The following is a 24,807-nucleotide window of genomic DNA, read 5'->3' as shown; positions in this document are numbered from 1 at the left end:
TCTACAGCGCGAGCCCGAGGATGGTCGCCGCGCCGCTGATCGCGAGCGCGGCGATCGTGCCCACGTGCCAGGTGACCTTCTCGGCCTCGGGGTCCTCCCCGGGGGCGAGGAGGCCCTGGGCGCGAAGCGCCTCCCACTGGCCGCGGATGAGCTGGGCGAGGTTTCCGGCCGGCGTCGAGACGGCGTCGCTCGGGCGGAGCGAGCCGAACTCACCCCGGGCGCTCTCGCCGACACCGTCGAAGTCCTTCTCGGCGAGTCCGAGTGCGCGGTGCCGGCCCGGCGCGGGCGCCGCCCACACCGGCACCTTGCCGCGTCCGGTCCGCAGCGTCAGCGCGAAGCGCGTATCGATGTCACGGATCGCCGGCCACGGCACGAAGTGCGTGCGCAGAACGTTGACGACCGTCACCCCGTGCGGCTCGACCGTCAGGCGAGGTCGCCAGAAGAAGGTCCACGCCAGCACCGCGATGAACACCAGGGGCCACGAGTAACGAAGCCCCGACCCCGGGTCATCCACCCACAGCGCAATGATTCCCCCCGCGCACAACACCACGGTCACGACAGCGAGGATGCGGCCGAACACCGGCCTGTAGTCGACCTCCTGGAACGCCATGACCCCAAGCTTCTCAGATGGGATGCCACCGCATGACTGACACCACCGCCAACACCGGCGCCCCCGAGACGATTCTCGAGGTCGACGGCCTCAACGTCGACTTCTGGGTGGACGGGGAGTTCTACCCGGCCGCTGTCGACATGAACTACACCGTCCGCCGCGGCGAGGTCCTCGCCATCGTGGGCGAGTCGGGTTCGGGCAAGTCCACCAGTTCGATGTCGCTCCTGGGCCTGCTGCCTGAGAACGCCCGGGTCACCGGGTCGATCAAGCTCCTCGGCCGTGAACTCCGCGGCGTCGACCAGGCCACCATCCGGTCGCTGCGCGGAAACGAGATCGCGGTGATCTTCCAGGAGCCGATGACGGCCCTGAACCCGGTCTACACGATCGGCTTCCAGATCGTCGAGGCCCTCCGCTCGCACGACCGTTCGCTCGCGCCCTCGGCGGCGAAGGAGCGTGCCATCGAGCTGCTGAGCCTGGTGGAGATGCCCAATCCCGAGCAGTCCTTCCACAAGTACCCGCATCAGCTCTCCGGCGGTCAGCGGCAGCGCGCCATGATCGCGCAGTCGATCTCGTGCGACCCGCTGCTCCTCATCGCCGACGAGCCGACCACGGCCCTCGACGTGACGGTGCAGGCCGAGATCCTCGACCTGCTCCGCAACCTCCACAAGCGCCTGGACTCGGCGATCATCCTGATCACCCACGACATGGGGGTCGTCGCCGACCTCGCCGACCGCATCATGGTGATGAAGAACGGCATCGTGGTGGAGGCCGGTTCGGTGGACGACATCTTCCACCACCCGACGCACCCCTACACCCAGCAGCTGCTGGCCTCGGTGCCGCACCTCGGCCTCGGGGTGCTCGAGCCGATCGACGAATCCGCGGTCGACGAGGTGGTCAGCGAAACCTCGGCCGTTCCCACGATCGCCTCGATCCGCGAGCACGCCAACACCCAGCGCGTCGTCGAGACGAGGGAGCCGGTGCTGTCGTTCGAGGATGTCGCGATCGAGTACCCCAAGCGGGGGCGCATCCCGGCATTCCGTGCGGCCGAGCACATCGATCTGCAGATCTATCCCGGCGAGATCATGGGACTCGTGGGGGAGTCGGGGTCGGGCAAGACCACGATCGGTCGCGCGGCGATCGGCCTCATCCCGATCGCGGAGGGAAAGCTCACCACCGTCGGAACGGACATCTCCCACGCCACGCAGAAGGATCTCTTCGCCATCCGCCGTCGAACCGGGATCGTCTTCCAGGATCCGGCGTCATCGCTGAACCCCCGGATGCCGATCGGTCAGTCCATCGGTGAGCCGATCCTCCTCGCGGGAGAGGCCAAGGGCAAGGACCTCGATCGAAAGGTCGAAGACCTCCTCGACCAGGTCGAGCTGCCCCGCTCGTACCGGAACCGCTTCCCGCACGAGCTGTCAGGCGGTCAGCGCCAGCGTGTGGGTATCGCCCGCGCTCTGGCCCTCGCCCCCGAGCTGCTCGTCGCCGATGAGCCGACCTCGGCCCTGGACGTCTCGGTGCAGGCGCGCTTCCTCGATCTCCTCCAGGAGCTGCAGCAGGAGCTGCAGTTCGCGTGCCTGTTCATCAGCCACGACCTGGCCGTCGTCGACATCCTCGCCCACCGCATCAGCGTGATGCACCTGGGCAAGCTCGTGGAGACGGGCACGCGTGATGAGATCCTCCGTGGCGCGAAGGATCCCTACACCCAGCGCCTCATCGCCGCGGTCCCGGTGCCCGACCCCGAGGCGCAGCGGGAGCGCCGGGAGGCACGCGCGGCCCTCCTGGGACGCTCCGCGAGCTGACCCTCGTCCGCGCCTGCGAGGCTCCTGAACGGGTCGCGCAGGCGTGGACGGTAGGATGGGGTCCGCCCGATTCCGGGCTCTTCCCACAGCTTCAAGGATTCCCTCATGGCGCGCGCCCTCCGTCCGGACCTCCGCAACGTCGCGATCGTCGCGCACGTCGACCACGGCAAGACCACCCTTGTGGACGCGATGCTGCGGCAGACCGGGTCGTTCGGCGACCACGCCCACGTCGAAGAGCGGGCGATGGACTCCAACGATCTGGAGCGCGAGAAGGGGATCACGATCCTCGCCAAGAACACCGCGATCACCTACAACGGCGCGCACACCGACGTGCCGGTCACGATCAACGTCATCGACACGCCCGGTCACGCCGACTTCGGCGGCGAGGTGGAGCGAGGCCTGTCGATGGTCGACGGCGTGGTGCTGCTGGTCGACGCCAGCGAGGGTCCGCTTCCCCAGACCCGCTTCGTGCTGCGCAAGGCCCTGGAGGCCAAGCTCCCCGTCATCCTGCTGGTGAACAAGACCGACCGCCCCGACGCGCGCATCGCCGAGGTCGAGGAGGAGGCGCACGACCTGCTGCTCGGTCTCGCCTCCGACCTGCAGGACGACGTGCCCGACCTCGATGTCGACGCGCTCCTCGACGTTCCCGTCGTGTACGCGTCGGGGCGCGCAGGGGCTGCCTCGCGCACGCGCCCGGCCAATGGCGAGCTCCCCGACAACGACGATCTCGAGCCGCTGTTCGAGGCGATCCTCCAGCACGTGCCTGCGCCGTCCTACGACGACGAGGCTCCGCTGCAGGCATGGGTGACGAACCTCGACTCCAGCCCCTTCCTCGGGCGCCTCGCGCTCCTGCGCGTGTTCAACGGCACGCTGAAGAAGGGTCAGACCGTCGCCTGGGTCCGCCACGACGGCTCGCACTCCACCGCGCGGATCACCGAGCTGCTGAAGACCCGTGCGCTCGAGCGCTACCCCGCCGAGGAGGCGGGCCCCGGAGACATCGTCGCCATCGCCGGTTTCGAGGACATCACCATCGGCGAGACCATCGCCGACCCCGAGGACGTCCGGCCGCTGCCTGCGATCACCGTGGACGACCCCGCGATCTCGATGACCATCGGGACCAACACCTCGCCCCTGGTCGGAAAGGTCAAGGGGCACAAGGTCACCGCCCGCATGGTGAAGGACCGCCTCGACCGTGAGCTCATCGGCAACGTCTCGCTGAAGGTGGTCGACATCGGCCGGCCTGACGCCTGGGAGGTGCAGGGCCGTGGCGAGCTCGCCCTCGCCATCCTCGTGGAGAACATGCGGCGCGAGGGCTTCGAGCTGACCGTCGGCAAGCCTCAGGTCGTCACCCGGAAGGGTGAGGACGGCAAGGTCAAGGAGCCCTTCGAGCACCTCACGATCGACGCCCCCGAGGAGTATCTCGGCGCCATCACCCAGCTCCTCGCCTCGCGCAAGGGCCGGATGGAGACGATGGTCAACCACGGCACCGGATGGGTGCGCATGGAGTTCGTCGTGCCGTCGCGCGGCCTCATCGGTTTCCGCACCGAGTTCCTCTCGGTCACCCGCGGCACCGGTATCGCCAATGCGATCTCGCACGGCTACGACGATTGGGCGGGACACATCCAGTCCCGCCAGAACGGGTCGATCGTGGCCGACCGTGCGGGCGTCGTGACCCCGTTCGCGATGATGGCTCTCCAGGAGCGCATGAGCTTCTTCGTCCAGCCCACCGAAGAGGTGTACGAGGGCATGGTCGTCGGCGAGAACACCCGCGCCGACGACATGGACGTCAACATCACCAAGGAGAAGAAGCTCACCAACATGCGCTCGTCCACCGCCGACGAGCTCGAGCGTCTGACCCCGCCGCGTCAGCTGTCGCTGGAGGAGAGCCTCGAATTCGCGCGAGAGGACGAGTGCGTCGAGGTGACGCCCGAGAAGGTGCGCATCCGCAAGGTGATCCTGGATGCGACCGAACGTGGTCGCGCTGCGTCGCGGCTGAAGCGCCAGGACGCCAACGTCTGATCGGGACCGTGTCCGTCGCGGGCCGGTTCAGCGCGCTTCCGAGAGCAGAACGGCGGATGTCGCAGGCACGAGTGCCTCGAACACGTGGGGCGCGTCGCCGGCGTAGGTGAGGAAGTCTCCAGGCTCGAGGGTCACGGGGTCCTCTTCGGGACCGACCAGCGCCCGCCCCGAGATGAGGACGACGTACTCGACCGTGCCCCGGGGGTGGGGCGCCGAACGGCGTGTGCCGCCGGGATCGGCCCGGATCACGTAGAGGTCGCGCCGGGCTCCCGGGGGGCACGCGGACAGCAGCGCAGCGGCGTAGGGCGCCAGAGCAGAGGGGACCGCCGGCACCTGGCTCGCTCGGACGAGGCGGGTCACCGGGGCCGGGTCGTCCACGAAGACGGAGAAGGGGATTCCGAGCGCCGTCGCAATCGCCCAGAGCGTCTCGACGCTGGGATTTCCCGCTCCGCTCTCCAGCTGAGACACCGTCGCCTTGGACACCCCTGCGCGCCGCGCGAGCTCCGAGACCGTCAGGCCGGCCGCGTCGCGTTCGCGACGGAGCGAGGTGGCGATGCGGGCTCCAAGCGACTCCATGTGTTCAGTATGTCAAACGATCGTTCGCTTGACTGGAATAACCTCGTCGTCCAGGATGATGTCGGATCTCCTCCCGGAGCATCCCGCCGAACAGGAGCTCACGTCATGAACGAGCACGCCGACGCCCGTCAGGCCTGGCGGGATGCACTCGGTGTCGCGCTGGCCACGAGCGCGTACGGGGTGTCCTTCGGCGCGCTGTCGGTGGCGGCGGGGCTGGATGTCTGGCAGACGTGCGTGCTCAGCCTGCTGATGTTCACAGGAGGGTCGCAATTCGCCTTCGTCGGCATCATCGGAGCAGGGGGAGTGGCGGCCGCTCCCGCCGCGATCGCCTCCGCTGCGCTTCTGGGCGTGCGTAACATCGCCTACGGCATGCGGATGTCGGCGATCGTGGGACCCGGTGCGATGAAGCGGCTCGCAGCCGCCCACGTCACCATCGACGAGTCCACCGCCGTCTCCCTTGCGCGAGGCACCTCGAGAGGACGGGCGATCGGCTTCTGGGTGACGGGCGTCGGCATCTACGTCGGCTGGAATCTGTCCACGCTCGCCGGGGCCCTTCTCGGTGACGTCCTCGGCGATCCGCGCGCCTGGGGACTCGACGCCGCGGCCGCAGCGGCGTTCCTGGCCCTCCTGTGGCCGCGTCTGCGGGAACGGCAGGCCATCGCGACCGGCATCGCCGCGGCCGTGGTCGCCACGGTGCTCACCCCGGTGCTCCTGCCCGGTGTCCCGGTGCTGGTGGCGGCGTTCGTGGCTGTGATCATCGGCTGGGGGAATCTCCTCGGCCGCGCCCCGACCAGCGCGGTGCCGAAGCAGGAGATCTCATGACGCTCTGGACGGCGGTCCTCATCGCCTCGATCATCTGTGTGGCGCTGAAGACGGTCGGTTATCTCATCCCGCCGAAGGTCCTGGAGGCACCCCGCCCGGCCCGGATCGCCGATCTGCTGACCGTCGCGCTGCTCGCGGCGCTCGTGGCCGTGCAGACCCTCGGCGCCGGCCAGGCGATCGTCGTCGACGCTCGGGTGCCCGCCGTGCTGGTGGCTGCCGGCCTGCTCCTCGTGCGTGCCCCCTTCCTGGTGGTGGTGGCCGCCGCCGCCCTCACCGCCGCCCTCCTGCGGTGGCTGGGGTGGGCGGCCTGATCGCCGCCGGGGTGACGCGCAGCGCCTACGCTGGTCTGATGCGCACGTCCACCCTCGCCCGCATCCTCACCTGGATCGTCGCGGTCGTGATCGGCGGAGCGTACGGACTGGCGGGGACCATCGCCCACCCTTTCACCCTGTGGGTCCTTCCCGTCGGCCTGACGCTCGCGATCATCGGGTCGACGGCGCTCCTGATCGCCATCCGTCTCCTCACCGCAGACCGGTGGGCGACGCTCGCCGCCGGCCTCGGGATGCTCGCTGCCACGCTGGTCTTCTCCGGCGAGGGCCCGGGAGGGAGCGTCATCGTCCCGCAGACGAGTCTCGGAATCGTGTGGACGTTCTCGGTGCCCCTCGTGGTCGCGGTGGTCGTCGCGTGGCCCGACCGGATATCGGTGCCGGCGAGGCCTGCCCGGTCGGAGACCATAGACTGATCACGTGACGTATGTGATCGCCCTCCCGTGCGTCGATGTCAAGGATCGCGCCTGCATCGACGAGTGCCCGGTCGACTGCATCTACGAGGGTGAACGCTCTCTGTACATCCACCCCGACGAGTGCGTGGACTGCGGTGCGTGCGAGCCCGTCTGCCCGGTCGAGGCGATCTACTACGAGGACGACCTCCCCGAGGAGTGGTCGGACTACTACACGGCGAACGTCGAGTTCTTCTCCGACGTGGGCTCGCCCGGCGGTGCCGCCAAGGTCGGCGTCATCGCGAAGGACCACCCGATCATCGCCGCCCTTCCTCCCCAGGACCACTGACCGTGGGGGTCGCCGACCTCGCCGACTACCCCTGGGATGCCGTCCGGCCGTTCGCGGTGCGGGCTCAGCAGCATCCCGACGGCATCGTCGACCTCTCCGTCGGCTCACCGGTGGACCCCACGCCCGACGTCGTCGCCGCGGCGCTGCGTGACGCGACCGACGCGCACGCCTACCCTCAGACCGCGGGAACGCCCGCGCTGCGGACCGCGATCGCCCAGTGGTACGCCCGGCGGCGCGGGGTCCCCGGCCTCGCCGACGATGAGGTGCTGCCCACCGTCGGGTCGAAGGAGTTCGTCGCCCTCCTCCCACTCCTCCTGGGTCTCGGGCCCGGCGATGTCGTTGTGCACCCGCGCGCGGCGTATCCGACCTACGAGGTCGGCGCTCGGCTGGTTGGTGCGACGCCGTTCGCCTCGGACGACCCGGCGCAGTGGCCCGACGCGACCCGGCTGGTGTGGCTGAACTCGCCCGGCAACCCCGACGGTGCGGTGCAGGATGCCGCGGCCCTGCGTGCGGCGCGGGAGCGCGCGCGCACCGTCGGCGCGATTCTCGCCTCGGACGAGTGCTACGCCGAGCTCGGCTGGGACGCCCCGTGGGACGCGACCCCGATTCCCTCGGTGCTCGATTCGCGCGTCACGGACGGTGACCGGCGCGGCGTGCTGTCGGTCTACTCGCTGAGCAAGCAGTCCAACCTCGCCGGCTACCGCGCAGCCTTCGTCGCCGGAGACGCCGCTCTTCTCGCCGGGATCCACACCGCCCGCAAGCACCTCGGTCTCATCCCCCCGGCGCCCGTGCAAGCCGCGATGGTCGCCGCGCTCGGCGACGACCGCCACGTGCACGAACAGCGCGAGCGGTATCGCCGACGCCGCGACATCCTCCGACCCGCCCTGATCGATGCCGGGTTCCGGATCGACCGCAGCGAGGGCGGCCTGTACCTGTGGGCGACGGAAGGACGCGATGCCTGGGAGAGCCTGTCGGACCTCGCCGATCTCGGCATCCTCGTCGGCCCCGGCACGTTCTACGGACCTCACCATCCGCAGCACATCCGGCTGTCTCTCACCGCGTCGGACGAGCGGATCCAGGCAGCGGCCGCCCGGTTGCGCGCGAGGGGAATCGTCTGATTCCTCCAGCCGATTCCGTCGGGCTTTGGCGGTGACAACAGTAGGCGCCGAGGCCCGATAGGCTGTAGGCGGCGTCGCGACACGCGTCGTGGGCCGCATCGCTCGAGCAGGGAATCGTGACGCTCGGGCTGACGACACCCCCGGCACGACCAGGAATCGCGAGGAGGCGCCGTGAGCGACGGAACCCAGCAGGAGAAGGCAACCTTCACGATCGGGGAACGCACCGCCGAATTCCCGGTGCTGGCGGGGACGGACGGCATCCCCAGCGTCGACATCTCCACCTTCATGCGCCAGACCGGGCACACCACCCTCGACTACGGGTTCGTGAACACCTCGGCGACGAAGTCGGCCATCACCTTCATCGACGGCGACAAGGGAATCCTTCGGTATCGCGGCTACCCCATCGAGCAGCTGGCGAAGAACAGCACCTACCTCGAGGTCGCCTGGCTGCTGATCTACGGTGAGCTGCCCACGGCCGATCAGCTCGCGGAATTCGACAACCGCATCCGTCGCCACACTCTGCTGCACGAGGATCTCAAGCGGTTCTTCTCCGCTCTTCCCCACACGGCCCACCCGATGTCGGTGCTCTCCGCGGCGACGGCGGCGCTGTCGACCTATTACGAGCGCGAGTCCGATCCGAACAATCCCGAGCACGTCGAGCTGAACACCATCCGGATGCTCGCGAAGCTCCCCGTGATCGCCGCCTACGCGCACAAGAAGAGCGTCGGGCAGGCCTTCCTCTACCCCGACAACTCGCTGAGCTTCGTCGACAATTTCCTGAAGCTCAACTTCGGCGTGCTCTCGGAGATCTACGACGTCAACCCCGTGATGACCCGCGCCCTCGAGCGGCTGCTGATCCTCCACGAGGACCACGAGCAGAACGCCTCCACCTCGACCGTGCGGCTCGTCGGCTCGACCGGCGCGAACCAGTTCTCCTCGATCTCAGCGGGCATCAACGCGCTGTACGGTCCGCTGCACGGCGGAGCGAACGAGGCCGTGCTGGAGATGCTCGGACGCATCCGCGACTCGGGCGAGGGCGTGCGTCGCTTCGTCGAGCGCGTGAAGAACAAGGAGGACGGGGTGAAGCTCATGGGCTTCGGGCACCGCGTCTACAAGAATTACGACCCGCGCGCCAAGCTCGTGAAGGAATCGGCCGACGAGGTCCTCGAGGCGCTGGGCGTCAGCGATCCGCTGCTGGACCTCGCGAAGGAGCTCGAGACGATCGCGCTCGAGGACGACTACTTCAAGGAGCGTCGCCTCTACCCGAACGTGGACTTCTACACGGGCGTGATCTACAAGGCGATGGGTTTCCCCACCCGCATGTTCACCGTGCTGTTCGCCATCGGCCGCCTTCCCGGTTGGCTGGCGCACTGGCGCGAGATGCAGCAGGACCCGCAGACCAAGATCGGCCGTCCGCAGCAGCTGTACACCGGGGCCGTGGAACGGAATTATCCCGGCGAGGTCTGAGCCGCCCGCGTCACTCACTCCACTCCGCATCATTCCAGCAGGGGCAGCGGCGGGAGCTTCTCCCCGGCGTGGATGCGTCGCAGCATCTCGCCCGCGTGGTCGGGCACGTCGTTCTCGAGGTTGCGCGGTGGGCGCTCGTACCCGCCGGAGGCGGGTCGCTCGGGGATCTCGATGACAGGACGCTCGATATCGCGGTACGGGACCTGCGACAGCAGGTGCGCGATCATGTTGAGCCGGCCGCGGCGCTTGTCCTCGTTGTCCACCTCGAACCACGGCGCCTCGGGGATGTCGGTGTGCACGAACATCGTGTCCTTCGCGCGGGAGTAGTCCTCCCATCTGGTGATCGACAGCACATCGTTGGGGCTGAGCTTCCAGCGGCGCATCGGGTCCTTCGCCCGCGAGCGGAAGCGGCGCTCCTGCTCCACGTCCGAGACGCTGAACCAGTACTTCAGCAGCAGGATGCCGTCTTCCGCCAGCATCCGCTCGAAGATCGGCGCCTGGTGCAGGAACCGGTGGTACTCGGCATTGGTGCAGTAGCCCATCACGTGCTCCACACCGGCCCGGTTGTACCAGGAGCGGTCCATCAGCACGATCTCACCGGCCGCGGGCAGGTGGGTGATGTACCGCTGGAAGTACCACTGGGTCCTCTCGCGGTCGGTGGGAGCGGGCAGGGCGACGATCCGCGTGACGCGGGGGTTGAGGTATTCCGACACCCGCTTGATCGTCGAGCCTTTGCCCGCCGCATCCCGGCCCTCGAAGATCACCACGATGCGGGCGCCGGTGGCCTGCACCCATGCCTGCATCTCGACCAGCCGCGCCTGCAGCCGGGCGAGCTCGTTCTCGTACAGTTCCCGTGGGATCCGGCGTGCCATCTCGGCTTCCTTAGGCGTGCAGCGACTCGTTGAGGGTGACGCCCACCCCGGCCCGGCGCACCGCCTCGACGGCGCCGGTGAGCGAGTTGCGGCGGAAGAGCAGGCCGTTGCGGCCCGACAGCTCGGCGCCCTTCGCGAGGGGCTGCGTTCCGTCGGCGTGCACGGGCTCGTCGGCGAGCACGACCTTGGTGCCGGCGGTGACGTAGAGGCCCGCCTCGACGACGCAGTCGTCACCGAGGGAGATGCCGATTCCGGCGTTGGCCCCCAGGAGCGTTCGTCTGCCGACGGAGATGCGGTGCGAACCGCCGCCCGAAAGCGTCCCCATGATCGAGGCGCCGCCGCCGATGTCGCTCCCGTCGCCCACGATCACGCCCTGCGAGATCCTGCCCTCGACCATCGATGCGCCGAGCGTGCCGGCGTTGAAGTTGACGAAGCCCTCGTGCATGACCGTGGTGCCGGGGGAGAGGTAGGCGCCCAGACGCACTCTCGACGCATCGGCGATGCGGACCCCGGTCGGCGTGACGTAGTCGAGCAGTCGCGGGAATTTGTCCAGTCCTTGAACCTGGATTCCGTCGCGGGTGAGGAACGGACGCAGTCGCGTGAGGTCGTCGGGATGCATGGGCCCGGCCGTCGTCCAGGCGACGTTCGGAAGCTGGCCGAAGATGCCGTCGAGGTTCAGGTCGTTGGGCGCGACGAGGCGGTGCGACAGCGCGTGCAGGCGCAGATACGCGTCCGCCGTGGAGGTGGGCGGGTGGTCGAGATCGATCTCGAGCGCGACGACGTCGATGTCGACGGCCCGACGGGGGTCGGGGACGGCGTGACGCTCGATGTCCGAAGGTGCCAGCGCCGGATCGAAGCCGGTGGGGAGCCGCCCGACGCGCGGCTCGGGGAACCAGGCATCCAGAGCCGTGCCGTTCTCGGCGATCGTCGACAGCCCTACGCCCCACACCCAGCGGTCTTCACTCATACCTCCACGGTAGCGAACCGGAGCCGACCACCAGACAGTCGGGCTCGTGCGCGCTGGGTAGACTCCAGGGCGTGCCCGCGATCGATCTGTCCGCGTCATCCGTGGATCTCACCCGGACCATCTGCGACATCCCCAGCGTCTCCGGTGAGGAGACTCCGCTGGCCGATGCGATCTTCGCGGCGATCACGGACCTCCCTCACCTGGAGATCTACCGCGACGGCGACACCATCGTGGCGCGGACGAATCTCGGAAGGGCTCAGCGGGTCGTGATCGCCGGGCACATCGACACCGTGCCGATCAATGCCAACGTGCCCACCCGCGACGTCGACGTCGACGGTGAGGCCTTCCTGTGGGGCCGCGGGACGGTCGACATGAAGGCGGGCGTCGCGGTGCAGCTCAAGCTCGCCGCCGAATTGACCGCGCCCCGCGTGGACCTCACGTGGATGTGGTACGACCATGAGGAGGTCGACGCCGATCTCAACGGCCTGACCCGCCTCGCTCGGACGCGCCCCGATCTGTTCGCCGGCGACTTCGCCATCCTCGGCGAACCGTCCAACGGAACCGTCGAGGGTGGCTGCAACGGCAATCTCCGCGCCATCGTGCGCACCTCGGGCGTGCGGGCCCACAGCGCGCGGGCCTGGGTGGGGGTCAACGCCATCCACGCCGCGGCGCCCGCACTGGCGCGGCTCGCCGAGTACCGTCCGCGCGATGTCACCGTCGACGGGCTGGTCTATCGCGAGGGGTTGAACGCCGTCCGCATCCACGGCGGCATCGCCGGCAATGTCATCCCCGACGCCTGCGAGATCGAGGTGAACTACCGCTTCGCCCCCAGCCGCAGCGGTGAGGAGGCCGAGAGACACGTCCGCGACGTCTTCGCGGGATTCGATGTCGAGGTCGTCGATCTGGCCGAGGGGGCCCGACCGGGGCTGGACGCACCGCTCGCGCAGGAGTTCGTCGACGCTGTCGGCGGCCAGCCCCGCCCCAAGTACGGCTGGACCGACGTCGCGCGCTTCTCGGCCCTCGGAGTGCCCGCGGTCAACTACGGGCCCGGTGATCCGCACCTTGCGCACCACGACGAGGAGCGGGTTGCGCTCGCGCAGATCGAGGACGTCGAGCGCGGGCTCCGGGCGTGGCTGGCGGACTGACCGCCTCGCTCACCGGGCGTCGCACCGGGGCGGTGCTGTTCCGTCATCCGGCGCTCTTCATCCTCCTCCTCTACATCGCTGCGAGGGGGGTGACCACCAGCCTCTTCCTCCTCACCTCGGCGTGGGCTCCCGCGGGCAGCCGCTTCGGCCCGGGTGCGGGCCTGGCCGACTACATCGTCGGGTGGGATGCGCAGTGGTACTGGTTGATCGCCGTCGAAGGGTATCCCGCCCAGCTGCCGCGCGACGACGAGGGCACGGTCGGGGAGAACGCCTGGGCCTTCATGCCCGTGTTCGCCCTGCTGGCGCGAGTGGTGGGCGCGCCCCTGGGAGCGTGGGGGGCGGGCGGGGTCCTCGTCGCCCTCGCCGCCGGCTACGGCTGTTGCGTTCTCATGTGGATGCTGCTGCGCGAGCGCATCGGTCGGATCGCCGCGATGTGGGCCGTAGCCTTCTTCGCGTTCGCACCTCTCGCGGCGATGTTCCAGGTCGCCTACGCCGAGACGCTGTTCCTTCTCCTCCTGCTGTGGATCCTGCGGGGTCTGCAGACTCGTCGATACGGCTGGATCTACCCGGCGGTGGTGCTGATGGCGTACACCCGCCCCGGAGTCCTCGCTGTGGCGTTGCTGTTCGGGCTCTACGGGATCTGGCGTCTCGCCACGCGGCGGAGCGAGCCGCTGCGCAGGGTGGAGATCGTGCACATCCTCGCGCTCGGGGCGCTGGCCACGGCCACCGGGTTCTCATGGACGTTCATCGCCGGCGCCGTCACCGCCGATCCCACGGCGTATCTGGACACCGAGCTGGCCTGGCGGCGGGTATGGGTGGGGGACACCGGCGGATTCCTTCCGTTCGAAGGATGGGCGCAGGCGGCGCAGTTCTGGTTCGTCGCGTGGGGCCTGCCCGCGTGGCTCGGATTCGTCGTCCTGGGGCTCGGAGTGGTCGTGGTCGGCGGCCTTCTGCTTTTCGAGCCGCACGTGGCGCGCCTCGGAATCGAGGTGCGGCTCTGGGCGGCGAGCTACCTGGTGTACCTGCTGGCGGTCTTCTTCCCTCAGTCCAGCGTCTTCCGGCTGCTGTTCCCCCTCTCGCCTCTGTGGGGGGCCTTCGCGACGCCTCGCCATCCGGTCTGGCGGGGATCGGTCCTGGTGCTGTGCGTGGTCGGTCAGTGGTGGTGGATCTGGAACATGTACGGACTCGGCACCTCGTTCTGGCAGATCCCCTGAGCGATCCACGGCACGGGCACGGGGTGATGCCGCGGCACGCGGTGCACCCGATAAACTCGACTGATATACCGACGACGAAAGGGAGCCGCGATGGCAGCCATGAAGCCGCGAACCGGGGATGGGCCGATGGAGGCCGTGAAGGAAGGACGCCTCATCATCGTGCGTGTCCCGCTGGAAGGCGGTGGCCGTCTGGTGGTCTCCGTCAACGACGCGGAAGCGAAGGAGCTCTACGACGTCCTCGGCGAGGTCGTCGGCGCCTGAGCCTTCGCCACAGATTCTGAGTGAAACGACCGGTCCTCGGACCGGTCGTTTCCGTTTGACCCGGGGCCGTCGGCGTCTGGTCAGGCGTCCGAGCCGACGGTGGTGAGCTGCAGGAGGCTCTCTCCGACGATGGAGAGCGCGCCGATCACGGCGGAGGAGGCCAACGTCTCCTGAATGAGCGATCGGTAGGCGGTGGTCACGGCGTCGCGGCGCACCGGATCGGCGACGGCGCCGCCGCGAAGGACCCGGGGCACCAGTACCGTGCCGCCGGTGCGGGCCAGGCGCAGCCCGTGTTCGACGTATTCCAGGACGCCGTCGGGATCGGCGTCGATGAGGACGATGTCGTAGGACGCCTCGTTCATGCGGGGGAGCACGTCGGAGGCTCGACCGGTGATGAAGCGTGCGCGGGCCGCGGGGATGCGCGCCTCGGCGAAGGCCTGGCGGGCCGCACCCAGGTGCTCGGGCTCGTTGTCGATCGTCGTGAGGGTCGCCCGCGGCGATCCGTGGAGGAGCCACAGACCCGAGACTCCGCCCCCGGTACCGATCTCGACGATGTTCAGAGCGCGGGACGACGCGGCGATGAGCGCGCACTGCGCGCCCACAGCGGCGCTGATCGGCGCGGCGCCGAGCTCGAGGGCATGGGCTCTCGCGCGGGCGATGTGGTCGGGTTCGGGAGTCGCTTCGTCGGCGAAACGGTGGTTCGCGTCGTGTTCGCCCATGCGCTCGTCCTTCCTGCCGGCCTGCCGCCTCAGCCTACGGTGATCCTGCGGGCTGACTCCTCAGGCGCGGCGGTAATCTGGACGCATGTTCTTCGGGATCACGATCGAGAAGCTTCTGCTGATCGGCGTGATCGCCGCTCTGCTCATCGGCCCCGAACGGCTGCCCCGCTACGCCGAGTCGCTGGCCCGGTTCACCCGCCGTACCCGCGACTTCCTCCAGGGGGCGAAGACGCGGGTGCGCGACGAGATGGGGTCGGATTTCGACGACGTCGACTGGCGGTCGTTGGACCCCCGCCAGTACGATCCCCGTCGCATCATCCGGGAGGCACTTCTCGACGACGCGCCCGTGGCCACCGTCCGCGCGGCACAGGCCGCGTCAGTCGTGACGGCGATGGAAGCCGCGCCCGCGCGCAAGACGTCGCTCGCCGCCGGCGAGCAGCCGCCCTTCGATAGCGAAGCCACCTGACGCCCGTCGGCGTGGCTGCGGGCCCGATCGGGCTCAGCGGGTGCGCAGGGGGAGTGCGCGGCCCGACAACCCCCGCGGCGAGCGTGCCAGCCGCGCGGCGAGGTCGGTCATCGCTCGCGCGGCCGGGTCGTCCGGGTGTGCCAGGACGATCGGCGTTCCGGCGTCACCGTCTGCGCGCAGAGCAGGACTCAGCGGGATCGAAGCGAGAAGATCGACCTGCTCGTCAGGTGTCGACAGGGCGCGGGCGACCGCTTCCCCCCCTCCGGACCCGAAGAGGTCGAGGGTTGTTCCGTCGGGGAGCGTCATCGGCGCCATGGTCTCGACCACGCCCACGACTCGCTGACCGGTCTGCCGGGCGACCAGTCCGCTGCGCACGGCGACATCGGCTGCTGCCGACTGCGGGGTGGTGGTCACCAGGACCTCGGCGTCGGGGAGGAGCTGGCCGACCGAGATGGCGATGTCACCCGTGCCGGGCGGCATGTCCAGCAGCAGGATGTCGAGGTCGCCGAACCACACGTCGGTGAGGAATTGCTGCACCGTGCGATGGAGCATCGGCCCGCGCCACGCGACCGCGCCGAGCGGGGCGTCCTCGGGACCGCGTCGCAGGAACATCCCGATCGAGACGACCTTCACGCCGTGCGCGATCGGGGGGATCATGAGGTCGTCGATCCGGGTGGGCTGCGGGACGGATCCGTCCTCGGAGACCAAGCCCAGCAGTCCGGGGATCGAGAAGCCGTGGACGTCGGCGTCGACGAGACCGACCGACAGGCCGGATGCCGCAAGGGCGACGGCGAGGTTGGCGGTGAGCGTCGACTTGCCGACGCCCCCCTTGCCGCTCGTGACCGCGATGACCCGGGTGAGGGAGCCGGGTCCGAAGGGCATCTCGCGACGCGCGCGGCCTCCGCGGAGGCGCTCGGTGAGCGCTGCCCGCTCATCGGCGGTCATCACGCCGAGGGTGACGTCGACGTCGTGGATGCCGGGGACGGATGCCGCGGCGCGGCGCACGTCGGATTCGATGCGATCGGACGCGGGGCAGCCGACGATCGTCAGCGCGATGGCGACGTGGGCGACCCCGTCGGCGGTGCGGACGTCCTTGACCATCTGCAGCTCGGAGAGCGGACGCCGGAGTTCGGGGTCGGTCACCGCGCCGACGGCGTCGGCGACGGCCGAGGTCAACGCGGCGTCGCTCACGGCCGCTCGCCGGGGGCGTCGCGTCGCTGGTCCAGGTCCTCCAGCAGCGCTCGCAGCTCGCTCCGGAGGGTGTCCTTCGTGACCACCTCGTCGGAGAAATCGCGCAGTGTCATCCGCAGGGCCACGATCTCACGGGCGAGGTACTCGGTGTCGGCGAGGTTCCGCTCAGCGCGCTGACGGTCCTGCTCGATCTGCACCCGGTCGCGGTCGTCCTGACGGTTCTGCGCGAGCAGGATGAGAGGCGCGGCGTACGACGCCTGCAGCGAGAGGACGAGGGTCAGGGCGGTGAACCCGAACTCCGCGGAATCGAACCGCAGCCAGATCGGCATGAGCGTGTTCCAGGCGATCCAGCTGACGCAGAAGAGCGTCAGGCCGAGCAGGAACACCGGCGTGCCCATGTTGCGGGCGATCCACTCGGTGAATCGCCCGAATCGGTCGCGTGAGGGCTGCGGGGTGCGGCTGAGAACCCCGGACCGTCCCCGCGGGGCGTCCAGCGACACGGCGCCGCGATTGCCGCGCGCCATCAGCGCCGCCCCGTCTGGCGCGCCGCCGGGGCGGCGGTGAGCGGAGGTCGGGCGCCGTCGTCGCCGTCATGCGAGCGCCAGTCCTCGGGGAGGAGGTAGTCCAGCACGTCGTCGACGCTGACGGCGCCGACGAGCCGGTGCGCCCGATCCACGACCGGCAGCGAGACGAGGTTGTAGCTGGCCAGCATGCGTGCGACCTCGGCGGCCGATGCGGTCACCGGGACGGGATCGAGGGTGTCGTCGATGATGGTGCCGAGTCGTTCGTGGGGCGGATAGCGCAGCATCCGTTGAAAATGCACGGTTCCGAGCAGGCGGCCCGTCGGCGTCTCATAGGGCGGCAGGGTGACGAAGACCGCCGCGGCGAGGGCCGGATGCAGCTCGTGACGCCGGATGAGGGCGAGGGCCTCGGCGACGGTCGCGTCGGCGGAGAGCACGATCGGCTCGCTGGTCATGAGTCCGCCCGCGGAGTCGGGCAGGTACTTCAGCAGTTCGCGGACGTCCTCGGCCTCTTCGGGTTCCATCAGCTCGAGGAGCTCCTCCAGACGCTCCTCGGGAAGCTGCCCCAGGAGATCGGCGGCGTCGTCGGGTTCCATGTTGTCGAGGATGTGCGCAGCGCGCTCGTCGCCGAGCTGCTCGAGGATGTGGACCTGCTCGTCCTCGGGCATCTCCTCCAGCGCGTCGGCGAGGCGCTCGTCGGAGAGCTCCTCGGCGACCTCGAGCAGTCGGTCATCGGGAAGGTCGAGAAGGGTGTTGGCGAGGTCGGCGGGTTTGAGCTCGGAGTAGGTCGCGACGAGCTGCTCCGCGGACTGCGCCTCGCCGGAGGTGTGATCCTCGCGGACGTCGGCCCACGACGAGAAGGTGGTCGGCCCCTTGGCGAACGGCGAGGCGCTGGTCTTGGGCTTGCGGAGGAACAGCTGGCCGACGTCCCATTCGCCGAGCCGGTTCCGCTCGATCGCCACATCCTCGATCACCGCGTGACCCGAACCGTCGCGGAAGTAGACCTTGCGGCCCAGCAGCTCCGACATCACGCGCACCTCGCCGCCGCGCTGCTGGAACTTCCGCACATTGATCAGACCGGTCGTGATGACCTGCCCGGTGGCGATGGAGGTGACCCGGTTAATCGAGAGGAAGACGTTCCGCCGGCCCGGGATCTCGACCACGAGTCCGATGACGCGGGGCGGATCGTCCTTCCGATAGATCACCACGACATCGCGGACCTTGCCCAGGCGATCGCCGGTGGGGTCGAAGACGGAGCACCCCGCCAGGCGCGCGACGAAAACCCTCTGCGTGCTCACGGGTCAAGCGTAGTCGCGCGTGGGAGGATGATGAGATGAGCATGATGGGTGGAGGGCGCCTGCCGCAGGGTTTGGGGGAACCGGGTCAGGCCATCGCGAGCTTCCCGACGTACGAAGCAGCCCAGAAGGCCGTCTCGACCCTGATCGCGGCGGAGATCCCCGCCCGCGACATCGCGATCGTCGGCCACGACCTGCGCTCGGTCGAACGCGTCACCGGGCGGCTGGGATATGCCGAGGCGGCGCGATCGGGCGCCATCAACGGTCTGCTGCTGGGCATGCTGTTCTCCGCGATCCTCGTCCTCGGGTCTCCCTCCGTCCCGATCCAGGCCTTCGTCGGCGTGCTATTCGTCGGCATCGCCATCGGCATGCTCCTGAGCCTCATCACCTATTCGCTTGTGCGCCGCCGGCGCGATTTCGCCTCCGTCATGCAGGTGATCGCCGAACGCTACGACGTCACTGTCAGCGCGTCCGACGTCGCGAAGGCACGCGGCGTGCTGGGTCCGCGTGCGCACTCGCCCGCGCCGGCCGCCGAACCGGTCGACGCGGCCGCGGTCGCCCCCGCGGCTCCGGCCGGGCCGGGGACCGGTGAGACGGCGGATGCCGGGTCGGGCGCCGCGACGCCCGCTGATGCCGAGCCTCCCCGCTACGGCGAACGGGTGGCGCCTCCCGTGTCGTCCGGACGAGATGCCGACGAGGGCTCTGCGTCCGAGCCGAGATGACGCTGACGCGCGCCGAACGCATCGGGGTCGAGCTTCCGCGCGGCACCGTCGACGTGACGGCCTTCGTGACGCTCCCCGAGGCGCCCTGGGGTGGCGTGGCACTGGCTCACGGCGCGGGAGCGGGGCCCGAGCATCCCTTCCTCATCGGCGTCGCCGACGCGCTGGCGCGTCAGGGCCTCGGCGTGGTGCGCTTCGCCTTCCCCTACCGCGAAGCCGGGCGTCGCATGCCGGGTCCGGTCGCGCACGCGACGGCGACCTGGTCCGCGGCGATGGCGGCTCTCTCGGGCTGGTGCCCGGAGGTGCCCCTCTTCGCCGCGGGGAAGTCGTACGGCGGTCGGATGGCGTCGCTGGCTGCCGCGGCGGGCATGATCCACCCCGCCGCCCTGGTCTACCTCGGCTACCCCCTCCACCCGCCCGGTGAGCCGGAGAAGGAGCGTGCCGGCCACCTTCCCGACATCTCACCGCCTCAGCTGTTCCTGTCGGGCACCCGCGACCCCTTCGTCCACCCCGCCGATGCGTGGGAGCGCGTGGTCGCCGGATGCCGCGAGGCGACCCTGACCTGGATTCCCGGGGGGGATCACTCCTTCGAGATCGCCGGGCATCGGCGTCCCGCGCAGGCGATCGGCGGCGAGCTCGGAGACCTGATCGCGACGTGGCTGAGACAGCGGTCGGATCAGCGACCGGCGGCGTAACCCTGCATGCCCCGGGGGTTGGCGGCGGCCCACAGCAGAGTCGCGTCCGAGCCTTCCGACGCCTCGCGGCCGACGGCCGAGACACGACCGAGCGACCAGTCCCCGGCACGGGTGACGACGTGACCGCGCCGCTCGAGACCGCCGATCACCGCGTCGCCGAGTCGATCCTCCACCACTGCTCCGGCGGGAGTCCACGTGCGGGGCCAGAACGATTCGGGCAGCGCGGTGGAATGCAGTGCGGGGGCGTCGATGGCCTCCTGCGCGCGATAGCCGCCGACGATCATGCGCAGCAGGGCGAGCAGCTGCCACTGATCCTGCTGGTCGCCGCCCGGTGAGCCCATGGCGAACCAGGGTCGCCCGTCGCGGAGTGTCAGTGTCGGTGTCAGAGTGGTCCGGGGGCGCCGACCCGGCTCGAGTGAGGAGGGGTGGCCGGGTTCGAGCCAGGTCATCTGCAGTCGCGTGCCGAGGCAGAAGCCGAGCGCGGGGATCGTGGGGGAGGACTGCAGCCATCCGCCGGAGGGCGTCACCGAGATGATGTTGCCCCAGCGGTCGGCGACGTCGATGTGGCAGGTGTCGCCCCGGGTCTGACCACGACGGTCGACAGTCGGCTCACCGGTTCCTGCGCCGCCGGCGCGGTCGTAGGCGGTCCGCAGCGGCGGTGTCCAGGGTTCGGCCCCGCTCAGACGCCCGGGTCGAAAGGTCGTGGCCGCCTCCTCACCGATGAGATCCCGACGCGCAGCGAGATAATCCTCGTCGAACAGACCGGTGATCGCGCCGGCGTCGGACGCGTCTCCGAACCACGCTTCGCGGTCGGCGAAGGCGAGCTTCTGGGCCTCCAGGATGGTGTGCGCGCCGCGCTCGGTGGAGGGGTCGAGCAGGTCGTCGATCAAGGGTTCGAGGAGTGCCAGCGTCTGCACGAGTGCCGGACCCTGCGTCCACGCGCCTGCCTTGGCGATCGTCACACCGCGGAAATCGCGGGTGAGGGCCGGTTCGTATCCCGCCTCGAAGGCTGCGAAGTCGGATGCGTCGATGACCGCGGAGTGCATCCCCCCGCCGGAGTGCCGGTGGGGTGTGCGCAGGAAGGTCGCGGCCTCGTCGGCGACGAACCCTTCGCGCCATTCGCGGCGCGCGGCGTCGATACGCGCCGCCCGACCGACCCCACCCTCGTCGCGCACGGGGCCCGCGGCGTGCACGAGACCTTCGAGCACCGACGCGTAGGCCGGATTGCGCACGACGTCGCCCGCGCGCGGGGGTTCACCCCCCGGCATCCACAGGTCGGCCGAACTCGTCCAATCGTCACGGAAGAGATCGGCGACCCGTGCGATCGTGGCGGCCGCCTGGGCGATCAACGGGTGTCCGTCGCGCGCGTAGCCGATCGCATAGGACAGCACCTCGGACAGCTCCCATGTGCCGTGGTCGCGCAGCAGGACGAGCCAGGCGTCGACAGCTCCGGGGACCGCGGCGGCCAGGCCTCCTGCCCCGGGCACGAGATCGAGCCCCTCAGCGGTGTAGTGGGCGATGCTGGCGCGCGCCGGCGCCGGACCCTGACCCATCAGCACGACGGGGGTCGGATCTTCGGCGGTGGCGAAGACGCCGACGAGATCACCGCCGGGTCCGTTCAGGTGCGGCTCGACCACGTGCAGCACGAACGCGCCGGCCACCGCCGCGTCGAACGCGTTGCCGCCGCGCTCGAGAACGGACTGTGCCGATGCGGTGGCGATCCAGTGCGTGGAGGCCGCCATCCCGAAGGTTCCCGCAAGCGTCGGCCGGGTGGTGAACGGGGCGGGAGGGGTGAAGGTCACAGGGCGGTCGGAGCGGTCGAGGCGTGCCGGGCGATCCACTCCTCGACCTCGTCGGCGGTCCGCGGGATCGAGGCAGACAGGTTCTCGGGGCCGTCCGCGGTCATGAGGACGTCGTCCTCGATGCGGACGCCGATGCCTCGGTACTCCTCCGGAACGGTGAGGTCGTCGATCTGGAAGTACAGACCCGGCTCGATCGTGAAGACCATTCCCGGTTCGAGGATGCCGTCGTAGTACATCTCCCGGCGCGCCTGGGCGCAATCGTGCACGTCGATCCCGAGGTGATGGCTGGTGCCGTGCACCATGTACCGGCGGTGCTGTCCGCCGCGATCGGCGTCGAGAGCCTCCTCGGCGGTCACCGGGAGAAGGCCCCACTCGGCCGTCCGCTGTGCGATCACTCTCATCGCCGCTTCGTGGACGGAGCGGAAGCTCACCCCGGGGCGTGCCGCGGAGAACGCGGCGTCGGCGGCTTCCCGGACGGTCTCGTACACCCGCCGCTGGACATCGGTGAATCGTCCGCTCACCGGGATCGTCCGGGTGATGTCGGCGGTGTAGAGGCTGTCGACCTCGACCCCGGCGTCGATGAGGATGAGGTCGCCGGGGGCGACCGTTCCGTCGTTGCGGGTCCAGTGCAGGTAGCAGGCGTGGGGACCCGACGCCGCGATCGTGTCGTAGCCCTCCCCGTTCCCGTCGGTGCGTGCTCTCAGGTGGAAGACCCCCTCCACCACGCGCTCTCCGCGCGGATGGGCGAGCACACGGGGGAGTTCGGCCACGATGTCGTCGAACCCGCGGGCGGTCGCCGCCACCGCCAGGCGCATCTGCTCGACCTCGAAGGCATCCTTGACCAGGCGGAGCTCGGAGACCGCGCGGGTCAGCTCGGCGTCGACGTCGAGAAGCAGGTCTCCGTCGGCCGTCAGGAAGTCGTCCACATGGCGGGTATCGAGGCCCAGGTCTGCAGCGACGCCGGCGAGAGCGGGCCGCGGTCCGATCCAGAACTCGCCGATCGACGCGTCGGCGTAGAACTCCGCCGTCGTGCGGTCGGCGCGCTCACGGAAGTACAGAGTGGCGCGGTGGCCGCCCTCGGGCAGAGGATCCATCACCAGCACCGCACCCGGTTCGGAGTCCGAGCCCCAGCCGGTCAGGTGGGAGAACGCCGAGTGGGCGCGGAAGGGGAAGTCGGTGTCGTTGCTGCGCTGCTTCATCTCCCCCGCGGGGATCACCAGACGACGCCCGGGGAAGGCTGCCGACAGTCGCTCGCGCCGCGCCGCGGCGTACTGCGCCTGAGGCCGCCGCGGCGGGAGGGAGTCGGGCCGCTCGGCCCACCCCGAGGAGATGCTGTCGAGGAAGCCCTGGGGGAACGGCTGACGGCGATTGGTGGTCGTGTTCGAGGTGGTGTCGCCGGAGGTGCTCATCCCTCCAGTGTCGCACTCCGCCGCGGCATCCGATCGGGAATCGCCCGGTCCGCGTCTCAGCTCGCAGGGTCGAGCTGCACGATCAGGGGACGATGGTCGCTGCCGGAGTCGTCCATGGTGCGCAGCACCACGGACGCCGTCGGCGTCCACTGCGGGGAGACCATCACGTGGTCGATGCTCGTTCCCAGCAGCGCCGGCACCGACGTGGACCACGTTCCCACCGAGCCGTTGCCGGTGCGACTGGCCACGTCACGGCACCGACCCATGTCACCCCCGTCCACGCCCAGTCCACCCATGTGATCGAGGGTGGCGTTGAAGTCGCCCGCCATGATGACGTTCTGATCGGCGCACTGATCGGCCAACCACTGCAGGTCGGTGCGCCACTGGTCCATGTACTCCTGGCGAGGGGCCACGGCGTGCGCGGCGACGACGATGGGCCCCTCGCCGTCGACCGGCATCGCCACCGCGCTCGGCAGCGTGGAGGTGTTCGTCGTGCCGTTGACCGACGACTCGATCACGCTGTAGTCGCCGAGCTCGGGAGTGATGAGCAGGGTGGTGGAGTGCGCGTCCCATCCCTCGCCGGCGAAGTACTCGGTGTGGTGCGCCCACATCGGATGCCCGAGCTCGCGCATCGCGATCGCGACCTGCTCTCCGGTCTCGATGGTCGTCTCGGGGAGGGTGACGACGTCGGCATCCATCGCCACGGCGACCCGCGCGATGCTCTCGGCTGTCGTCGCCTCTCCGGCGGTGTTCCACGTCATGACCCGGATGCTGCCCTCGCCCTTCTCCGGGAGGGTCTCGGCGCCGATGCCACGGCCGAGCACGGTGGTGAGACTCACCGCCGATGCTGCGACGCAGATGAGGGCGAGGCTCAGCGCGAGGGCCCGCATCGGCCGGATGATCGCCACGAGGAGGAAGAGGATCGCCGCAGCGGCGAACACCACGACGAGGAGGGGGCGGAAGGAGACGATCTGGGCCACCGGGAAGGTGCGGTCGAGCCGGAAGAACGACGGCCACGTCAGGACCGCGGCGGCGATCGCCGCCACCACGGCAAGCAGGATCCCGACCAGGCGAAGCACATCGCGACACTATGCGATGAGTCTGAAAGATCCGTCTGCCCGACGCCGGGGGGCGCCGTGGCGGCCCGTGCCCTGCGGCCGACGGTAGCGTGGGAGGATGCACCCCTCTCGCGGACCCCAGGGCCCGGGGGATCTGCACCTGCACTCCGTCTACTCCGACGGCACCGAGACGCCGGCCGAGGTGATGGCCGCCGCACACCGGCATGGGATGCGGACGGCTGCGCTGACAGACCACGACACCACGGCGGGCTGGAGTGAGGCCGCCGACGCCGCGTCTGCGCTGGGGGTGACGTTCCTGCCGGGGATGGAGCTGTCGGCCAAGTACCAGTGGCGGAGCGTGCACATCCTGGCCTACCTCTTCGATCCGGATGACGCGCAGCTGCGTGTCCTCACCGACCGCATCCGCTCCTCGCGCATGGACCGCGCGCAGGAGATGGCCGAGCGCATCAGCGCCGACTTCGATCTGGACTGGAGTGACATCCTGGCCCAGACCGCCGACGGAGCCACCGTGGGGCGACCGCACATCGCCGACGCCCTCATCGCGCGCGGATACGTGCGCGACCGCACCGAGGCCTTCTCGCGCATCCTGCACCCCGGAGGCGACTACTACGTCGCGCTCTACGCGCCTGATCCGGTCACCGCCGTCGAGCGGATCGCCGGGGCGGGCGGTGTGGCTGTGGTGGCACACCCGGCCGGACGCGGGATGCTGCCGCACGGGGTGATGCAGCGGATGCTCGACGCAGGCCTGGCGGGGCTGGAGCTGCGCCACCGGGAGAACATGGCCGACCAGGTTCGTCAGCTGCGCCGGATCGTGGACGAGCGGGATCTCATCGTCACCGGCTCCAGCGACTACCACGGGCAGGGAAAGCCCAATGTCCCCGGAGAGAACAGCACCGAGACGGCGATGATCGAGCGGATCATCGCGCTGGGGAGAGGAAGCAGCCCCGTCCTGGGGTGACCAGGACGGAGCG

The 24,807-nt window shown here is 69.8% G+C and carries 26 protein-coding genes; 15 read left to right on the top strand and 11 right to left on the bottom strand.

The genetic code is table 11. The annotated features are described in order from the left end of the window. Position 1: 1 nt before the first annotated feature. Positions 2-610: a PH domain-containing protein gene (locus V6S02_RS08360; RefSeq protein WP_336400485.1), complete on the bottom strand. Its 609-nt coding sequence runs from the start codon at positions 608-610 to the stop codon at positions 2-4. Between the two features lie 32 nt (positions 611-642). Between V6S02_RS08360 and V6S02_RS08355 the strand changes: the two genes are divergently transcribed. Together V6S02_RS08355 and typA are read left to right on the top strand one after the other, a co-directional pair. Then, positions 643-2,412 carry an ABC transporter ATP-binding protein gene (locus V6S02_RS08355; RefSeq protein ID WP_336400484.1) on the top strand — a complete coding sequence of 590 codons (1,770 nt, stop codon included), beginning with the start codon at positions 643-645 and terminating at the stop codon, positions 2,410-2,412. A gap of 105 nt (positions 2,413-2,517) precedes the next feature. Next, positions 2,518-4,431, top strand: coding sequence for a translational GTPase TypA (typA, locus tag V6S02_RS08350; RefSeq protein WP_124293560.1), 1,914 nt, complete (start codon positions 2,518-2,520; stop codon positions 4,429-4,431). Positions 4,432-4,458: 27 nt separating this feature from the next. Here the strand turns inward: typA and V6S02_RS08345 are convergent, their stop codons facing one another. Then, positions 4,459-5,007: a helix-turn-helix domain-containing protein gene (locus V6S02_RS08345; protein ID WP_124293559.1), complete on the bottom strand. Its 549-nt coding sequence runs from the start codon at positions 5,005-5,007 to the stop codon at positions 4,459-4,461. 105 nt (positions 5,008-5,112) lie between these two features. On the opposite strand from V6S02_RS08345, the gene V6S02_RS08340 reads away from it, so the two are divergent. The 6 genes from V6S02_RS08340 (at position 5,113) to V6S02_RS08315 (ending at position 9,481) form a co-directional block, all read left to right on the top strand. Continuing rightward, entirely contained in the window at positions 5,113-5,829 is a 717-nt protein-coding gene (locus tag V6S02_RS08340; RefSeq protein ID WP_336400483.1) for an AzlC family ABC transporter permease, read from the top strand. Next, positions 5,826-6,140, top strand: coding sequence for an AzlD domain-containing protein (locus tag V6S02_RS08335; protein ID WP_124293557.1), 315 nt, complete (start codon positions 5,826-5,828; stop codon positions 6,138-6,140). Before V6S02_RS08340 ends, V6S02_RS08335 begins: the two co-directional genes overlap by 4 nt. A gap of 38 nt (positions 6,141-6,178) precedes the next feature. Further along, entirely contained in the window at positions 6,179-6,571 is a 393-nt protein-coding gene (locus V6S02_RS08330; protein WP_336400482.1) for a histidinol dehydrogenase, read from the top strand. 4 nt (positions 6,572-6,575) lie between these two features. Then, positions 6,576-6,896, top strand: a complete 321-nt coding sequence (fdxA, locus tag V6S02_RS08325; protein ID WP_124293555.1) for a ferredoxin — start codon at positions 6,576-6,578, stop codon at positions 6,894-6,896. 2 nt (positions 6,897-6,898) lie between these two features. Continuing rightward, the gene (dapC, locus tag V6S02_RS08320) at positions 6,899-8,014 is read left to right on the top strand and encodes a succinyldiaminopimelate transaminase (protein ID WP_336400481.1); all 1,116 of its coding nucleotides are present in this window, start codon (positions 6,899-6,901) and stop codon (positions 8,012-8,014) included. A gap of 171 nt (positions 8,015-8,185) precedes the next feature. Beyond that, positions 8,186-9,481: a citrate synthase gene (locus V6S02_RS08315; protein WP_124293553.1), complete on the top strand. Its 1,296-nt coding sequence runs from the start codon at positions 8,186-8,188 to the stop codon at positions 9,479-9,481. Positions 9,482-9,510: 29 nt separating this feature from the next. Here the strand turns inward: V6S02_RS08315 and ppk2 are convergent, their stop codons facing one another. Then, positions 9,511-10,353 (bottom strand): polyphosphate kinase 2, encoded by an 843-nt coding sequence (gene ppk2, locus V6S02_RS08310; protein WP_336400480.1) that lies wholly within the window; start codon positions 10,351-10,353, stop codon positions 9,511-9,513. Between the two features lie 10 nt (positions 10,354-10,363). Continuing rightward, a complete protein-coding gene (gene dapD / locus V6S02_RS08305) occupies positions 10,364-11,320 on the bottom strand; it encodes a 2,3,4,5-tetrahydropyridine-2,6-dicarboxylate N-succinyltransferase (RefSeq protein WP_336400479.1) in 957 nt (318 codons plus the stop codon). Positions 11,321-11,391: 71 nt separating this feature from the next. Between dapD and dapE the strand changes: the two genes are divergently transcribed. The 3 genes from dapE to V6S02_RS08290 all read left to right on the top strand — a co-directional run bounded on the left by dapE (position 11,392) and on the right by V6S02_RS08290 (position 13,940). Beyond that, complete coding sequence (gene dapE, locus V6S02_RS08300; RefSeq protein WP_124293550.1) at positions 11,392-12,465, top strand: succinyl-diaminopimelate desuccinylase; 1,074 nt, start codon at positions 11,392-11,394, stop codon at positions 12,463-12,465. Further along, positions 12,450-13,679, top strand: a complete 1,230-nt coding sequence (locus tag V6S02_RS08295) for a hypothetical protein (RefSeq protein WP_336400478.1) — start codon at positions 12,450-12,452, stop codon at positions 13,677-13,679. The genes dapE and V6S02_RS08295 overlap by 16 nt, the downstream gene beginning before the upstream one ends. A gap of 90 nt (positions 13,680-13,769) precedes the next feature. After that, a complete protein-coding gene (locus V6S02_RS08290) occupies positions 13,770-13,940 on the top strand; it encodes a DUF3117 domain-containing protein (RefSeq protein WP_124293549.1) in 171 nt (56 codons plus the stop codon). 80 nt (positions 13,941-14,020) lie between these two features. Here V6S02_RS08290 and V6S02_RS08285 read toward each other — a convergent pair whose 3' ends face one another. Further along, positions 14,021-14,659 carry an O-methyltransferase gene (locus V6S02_RS08285; protein ID WP_124293548.1) on the bottom strand — a complete coding sequence of 213 codons (639 nt, stop codon included), beginning with the start codon at positions 14,657-14,659 and terminating at the stop codon, positions 14,021-14,023. A gap of 85 nt (positions 14,660-14,744) precedes the next feature. Here V6S02_RS08285 and V6S02_RS08280 point away from each other — a divergent pair, with 85 nt between their 5' ends. Further along, positions 14,745-15,125 (top strand): Sec-independent protein translocase TatB, encoded by a 381-nt coding sequence (locus V6S02_RS08280; protein WP_124293547.1) that lies wholly within the window; start codon positions 14,745-14,747, stop codon positions 15,123-15,125. 33 nt (positions 15,126-15,158) lie between these two features. On the opposite strand, the gene V6S02_RS08275 is transcribed toward V6S02_RS08280, so the two are convergent. From V6S02_RS08275 to V6S02_RS08265, 3 genes are read right to left on the bottom strand one after another with little or no spacing between them, the layout of a single operon-like run. Then, positions 15,159-16,316, bottom strand: coding sequence for an Mrp/NBP35 family ATP-binding protein (locus V6S02_RS08275; RefSeq protein WP_336400477.1), 1,158 nt, complete (start codon positions 16,314-16,316; stop codon positions 15,159-15,161). Further along, complete coding sequence (locus V6S02_RS08270; RefSeq protein WP_322411917.1) at positions 16,313-16,840, bottom strand: DUF1003 domain-containing protein; 528 nt, start codon at positions 16,838-16,840, stop codon at positions 16,313-16,315. The genes V6S02_RS08275 and V6S02_RS08270 overlap by 4 nt, the downstream gene beginning before the upstream one ends. Then, positions 16,840-18,135, bottom strand: coding sequence for a magnesium transporter MgtE N-terminal domain-containing protein (locus tag V6S02_RS08265; RefSeq protein ID WP_336400476.1), 1,296 nt, complete (start codon positions 18,133-18,135; stop codon positions 16,840-16,842). Before V6S02_RS08265 ends, V6S02_RS08270 begins: the two co-directional genes overlap by 1 nt. Positions 18,136-18,170: 35 nt before the next feature. On the opposite strand from V6S02_RS08265, the gene V6S02_RS08260 reads away from it, so the two are divergent. Both V6S02_RS08260 and V6S02_RS08255 read left to right on the top strand, forming a co-directional pair. After that, entirely contained in the window at positions 18,171-18,854 is a 684-nt protein-coding gene (locus V6S02_RS08260; protein WP_336400475.1) for a general stress protein, read from the top strand. Then, the gene (locus V6S02_RS08255; protein WP_336400474.1) at positions 18,851-19,546 is read left to right on the top strand and encodes an alpha/beta hydrolase family protein; all 696 of its coding nucleotides are present in this window, start codon (positions 18,851-18,853) and stop codon (positions 19,544-19,546) included. Before V6S02_RS08260 ends, V6S02_RS08255 begins: the two co-directional genes overlap by 4 nt. On the opposite strand, the gene V6S02_RS08250 is transcribed toward V6S02_RS08255, so the two are convergent. From V6S02_RS08250 to V6S02_RS08240, 3 genes are read right to left on the bottom strand one after another with little or no spacing between them, the layout of a single operon-like run. Then, a complete protein-coding gene (locus V6S02_RS08250) occupies positions 19,528-21,348 on the bottom strand; it encodes a gamma-glutamyltransferase family protein (protein ID WP_336400803.1) in 1,821 nt (606 codons plus the stop codon). The genes V6S02_RS08255 and V6S02_RS08250 overlap by 19 nt on opposite strands. After that, a complete protein-coding gene (locus V6S02_RS08245; protein WP_336400473.1) occupies positions 21,345-22,757 on the bottom strand; it encodes an aminopeptidase P family protein in 1,413 nt (470 codons plus the stop codon). Before V6S02_RS08245 ends, V6S02_RS08250 begins: the two co-directional genes overlap by 4 nt. A 56-nt stretch (positions 22,758-22,813) precedes the next feature. Continuing rightward, complete coding sequence (locus tag V6S02_RS08240; protein WP_336400472.1) at positions 22,814-23,836, bottom strand: endonuclease/exonuclease/phosphatase family protein; 1,023 nt, start codon at positions 23,834-23,836, stop codon at positions 22,814-22,816. Between the two features lie 97 nt (positions 23,837-23,933). Between V6S02_RS08240 and V6S02_RS08235 the strand changes: the two genes are divergently transcribed. After that, positions 23,934-24,794, top strand: a complete 861-nt coding sequence (locus tag V6S02_RS08235) for a PHP domain-containing protein (RefSeq protein WP_336400471.1) — start codon at positions 23,934-23,936, stop codon at positions 24,792-24,794. The last annotated feature ends 13 nt before the right edge of the window (positions 24,795-24,807 follow it).

Origin of the sequence: Microbacterium sp. CCNWLW134, from assembly GCF_037083565.1 — a bacterium.
Taxonomy (GTDB): Bacteria; Actinomycetota; Actinomycetes; order Actinomycetales; family Microbacteriaceae; genus Microbacterium.
Note: the sequence above shows the minus strand (reverse complement) of the source record. Positions and strands in the feature narration are given on the sequence as shown.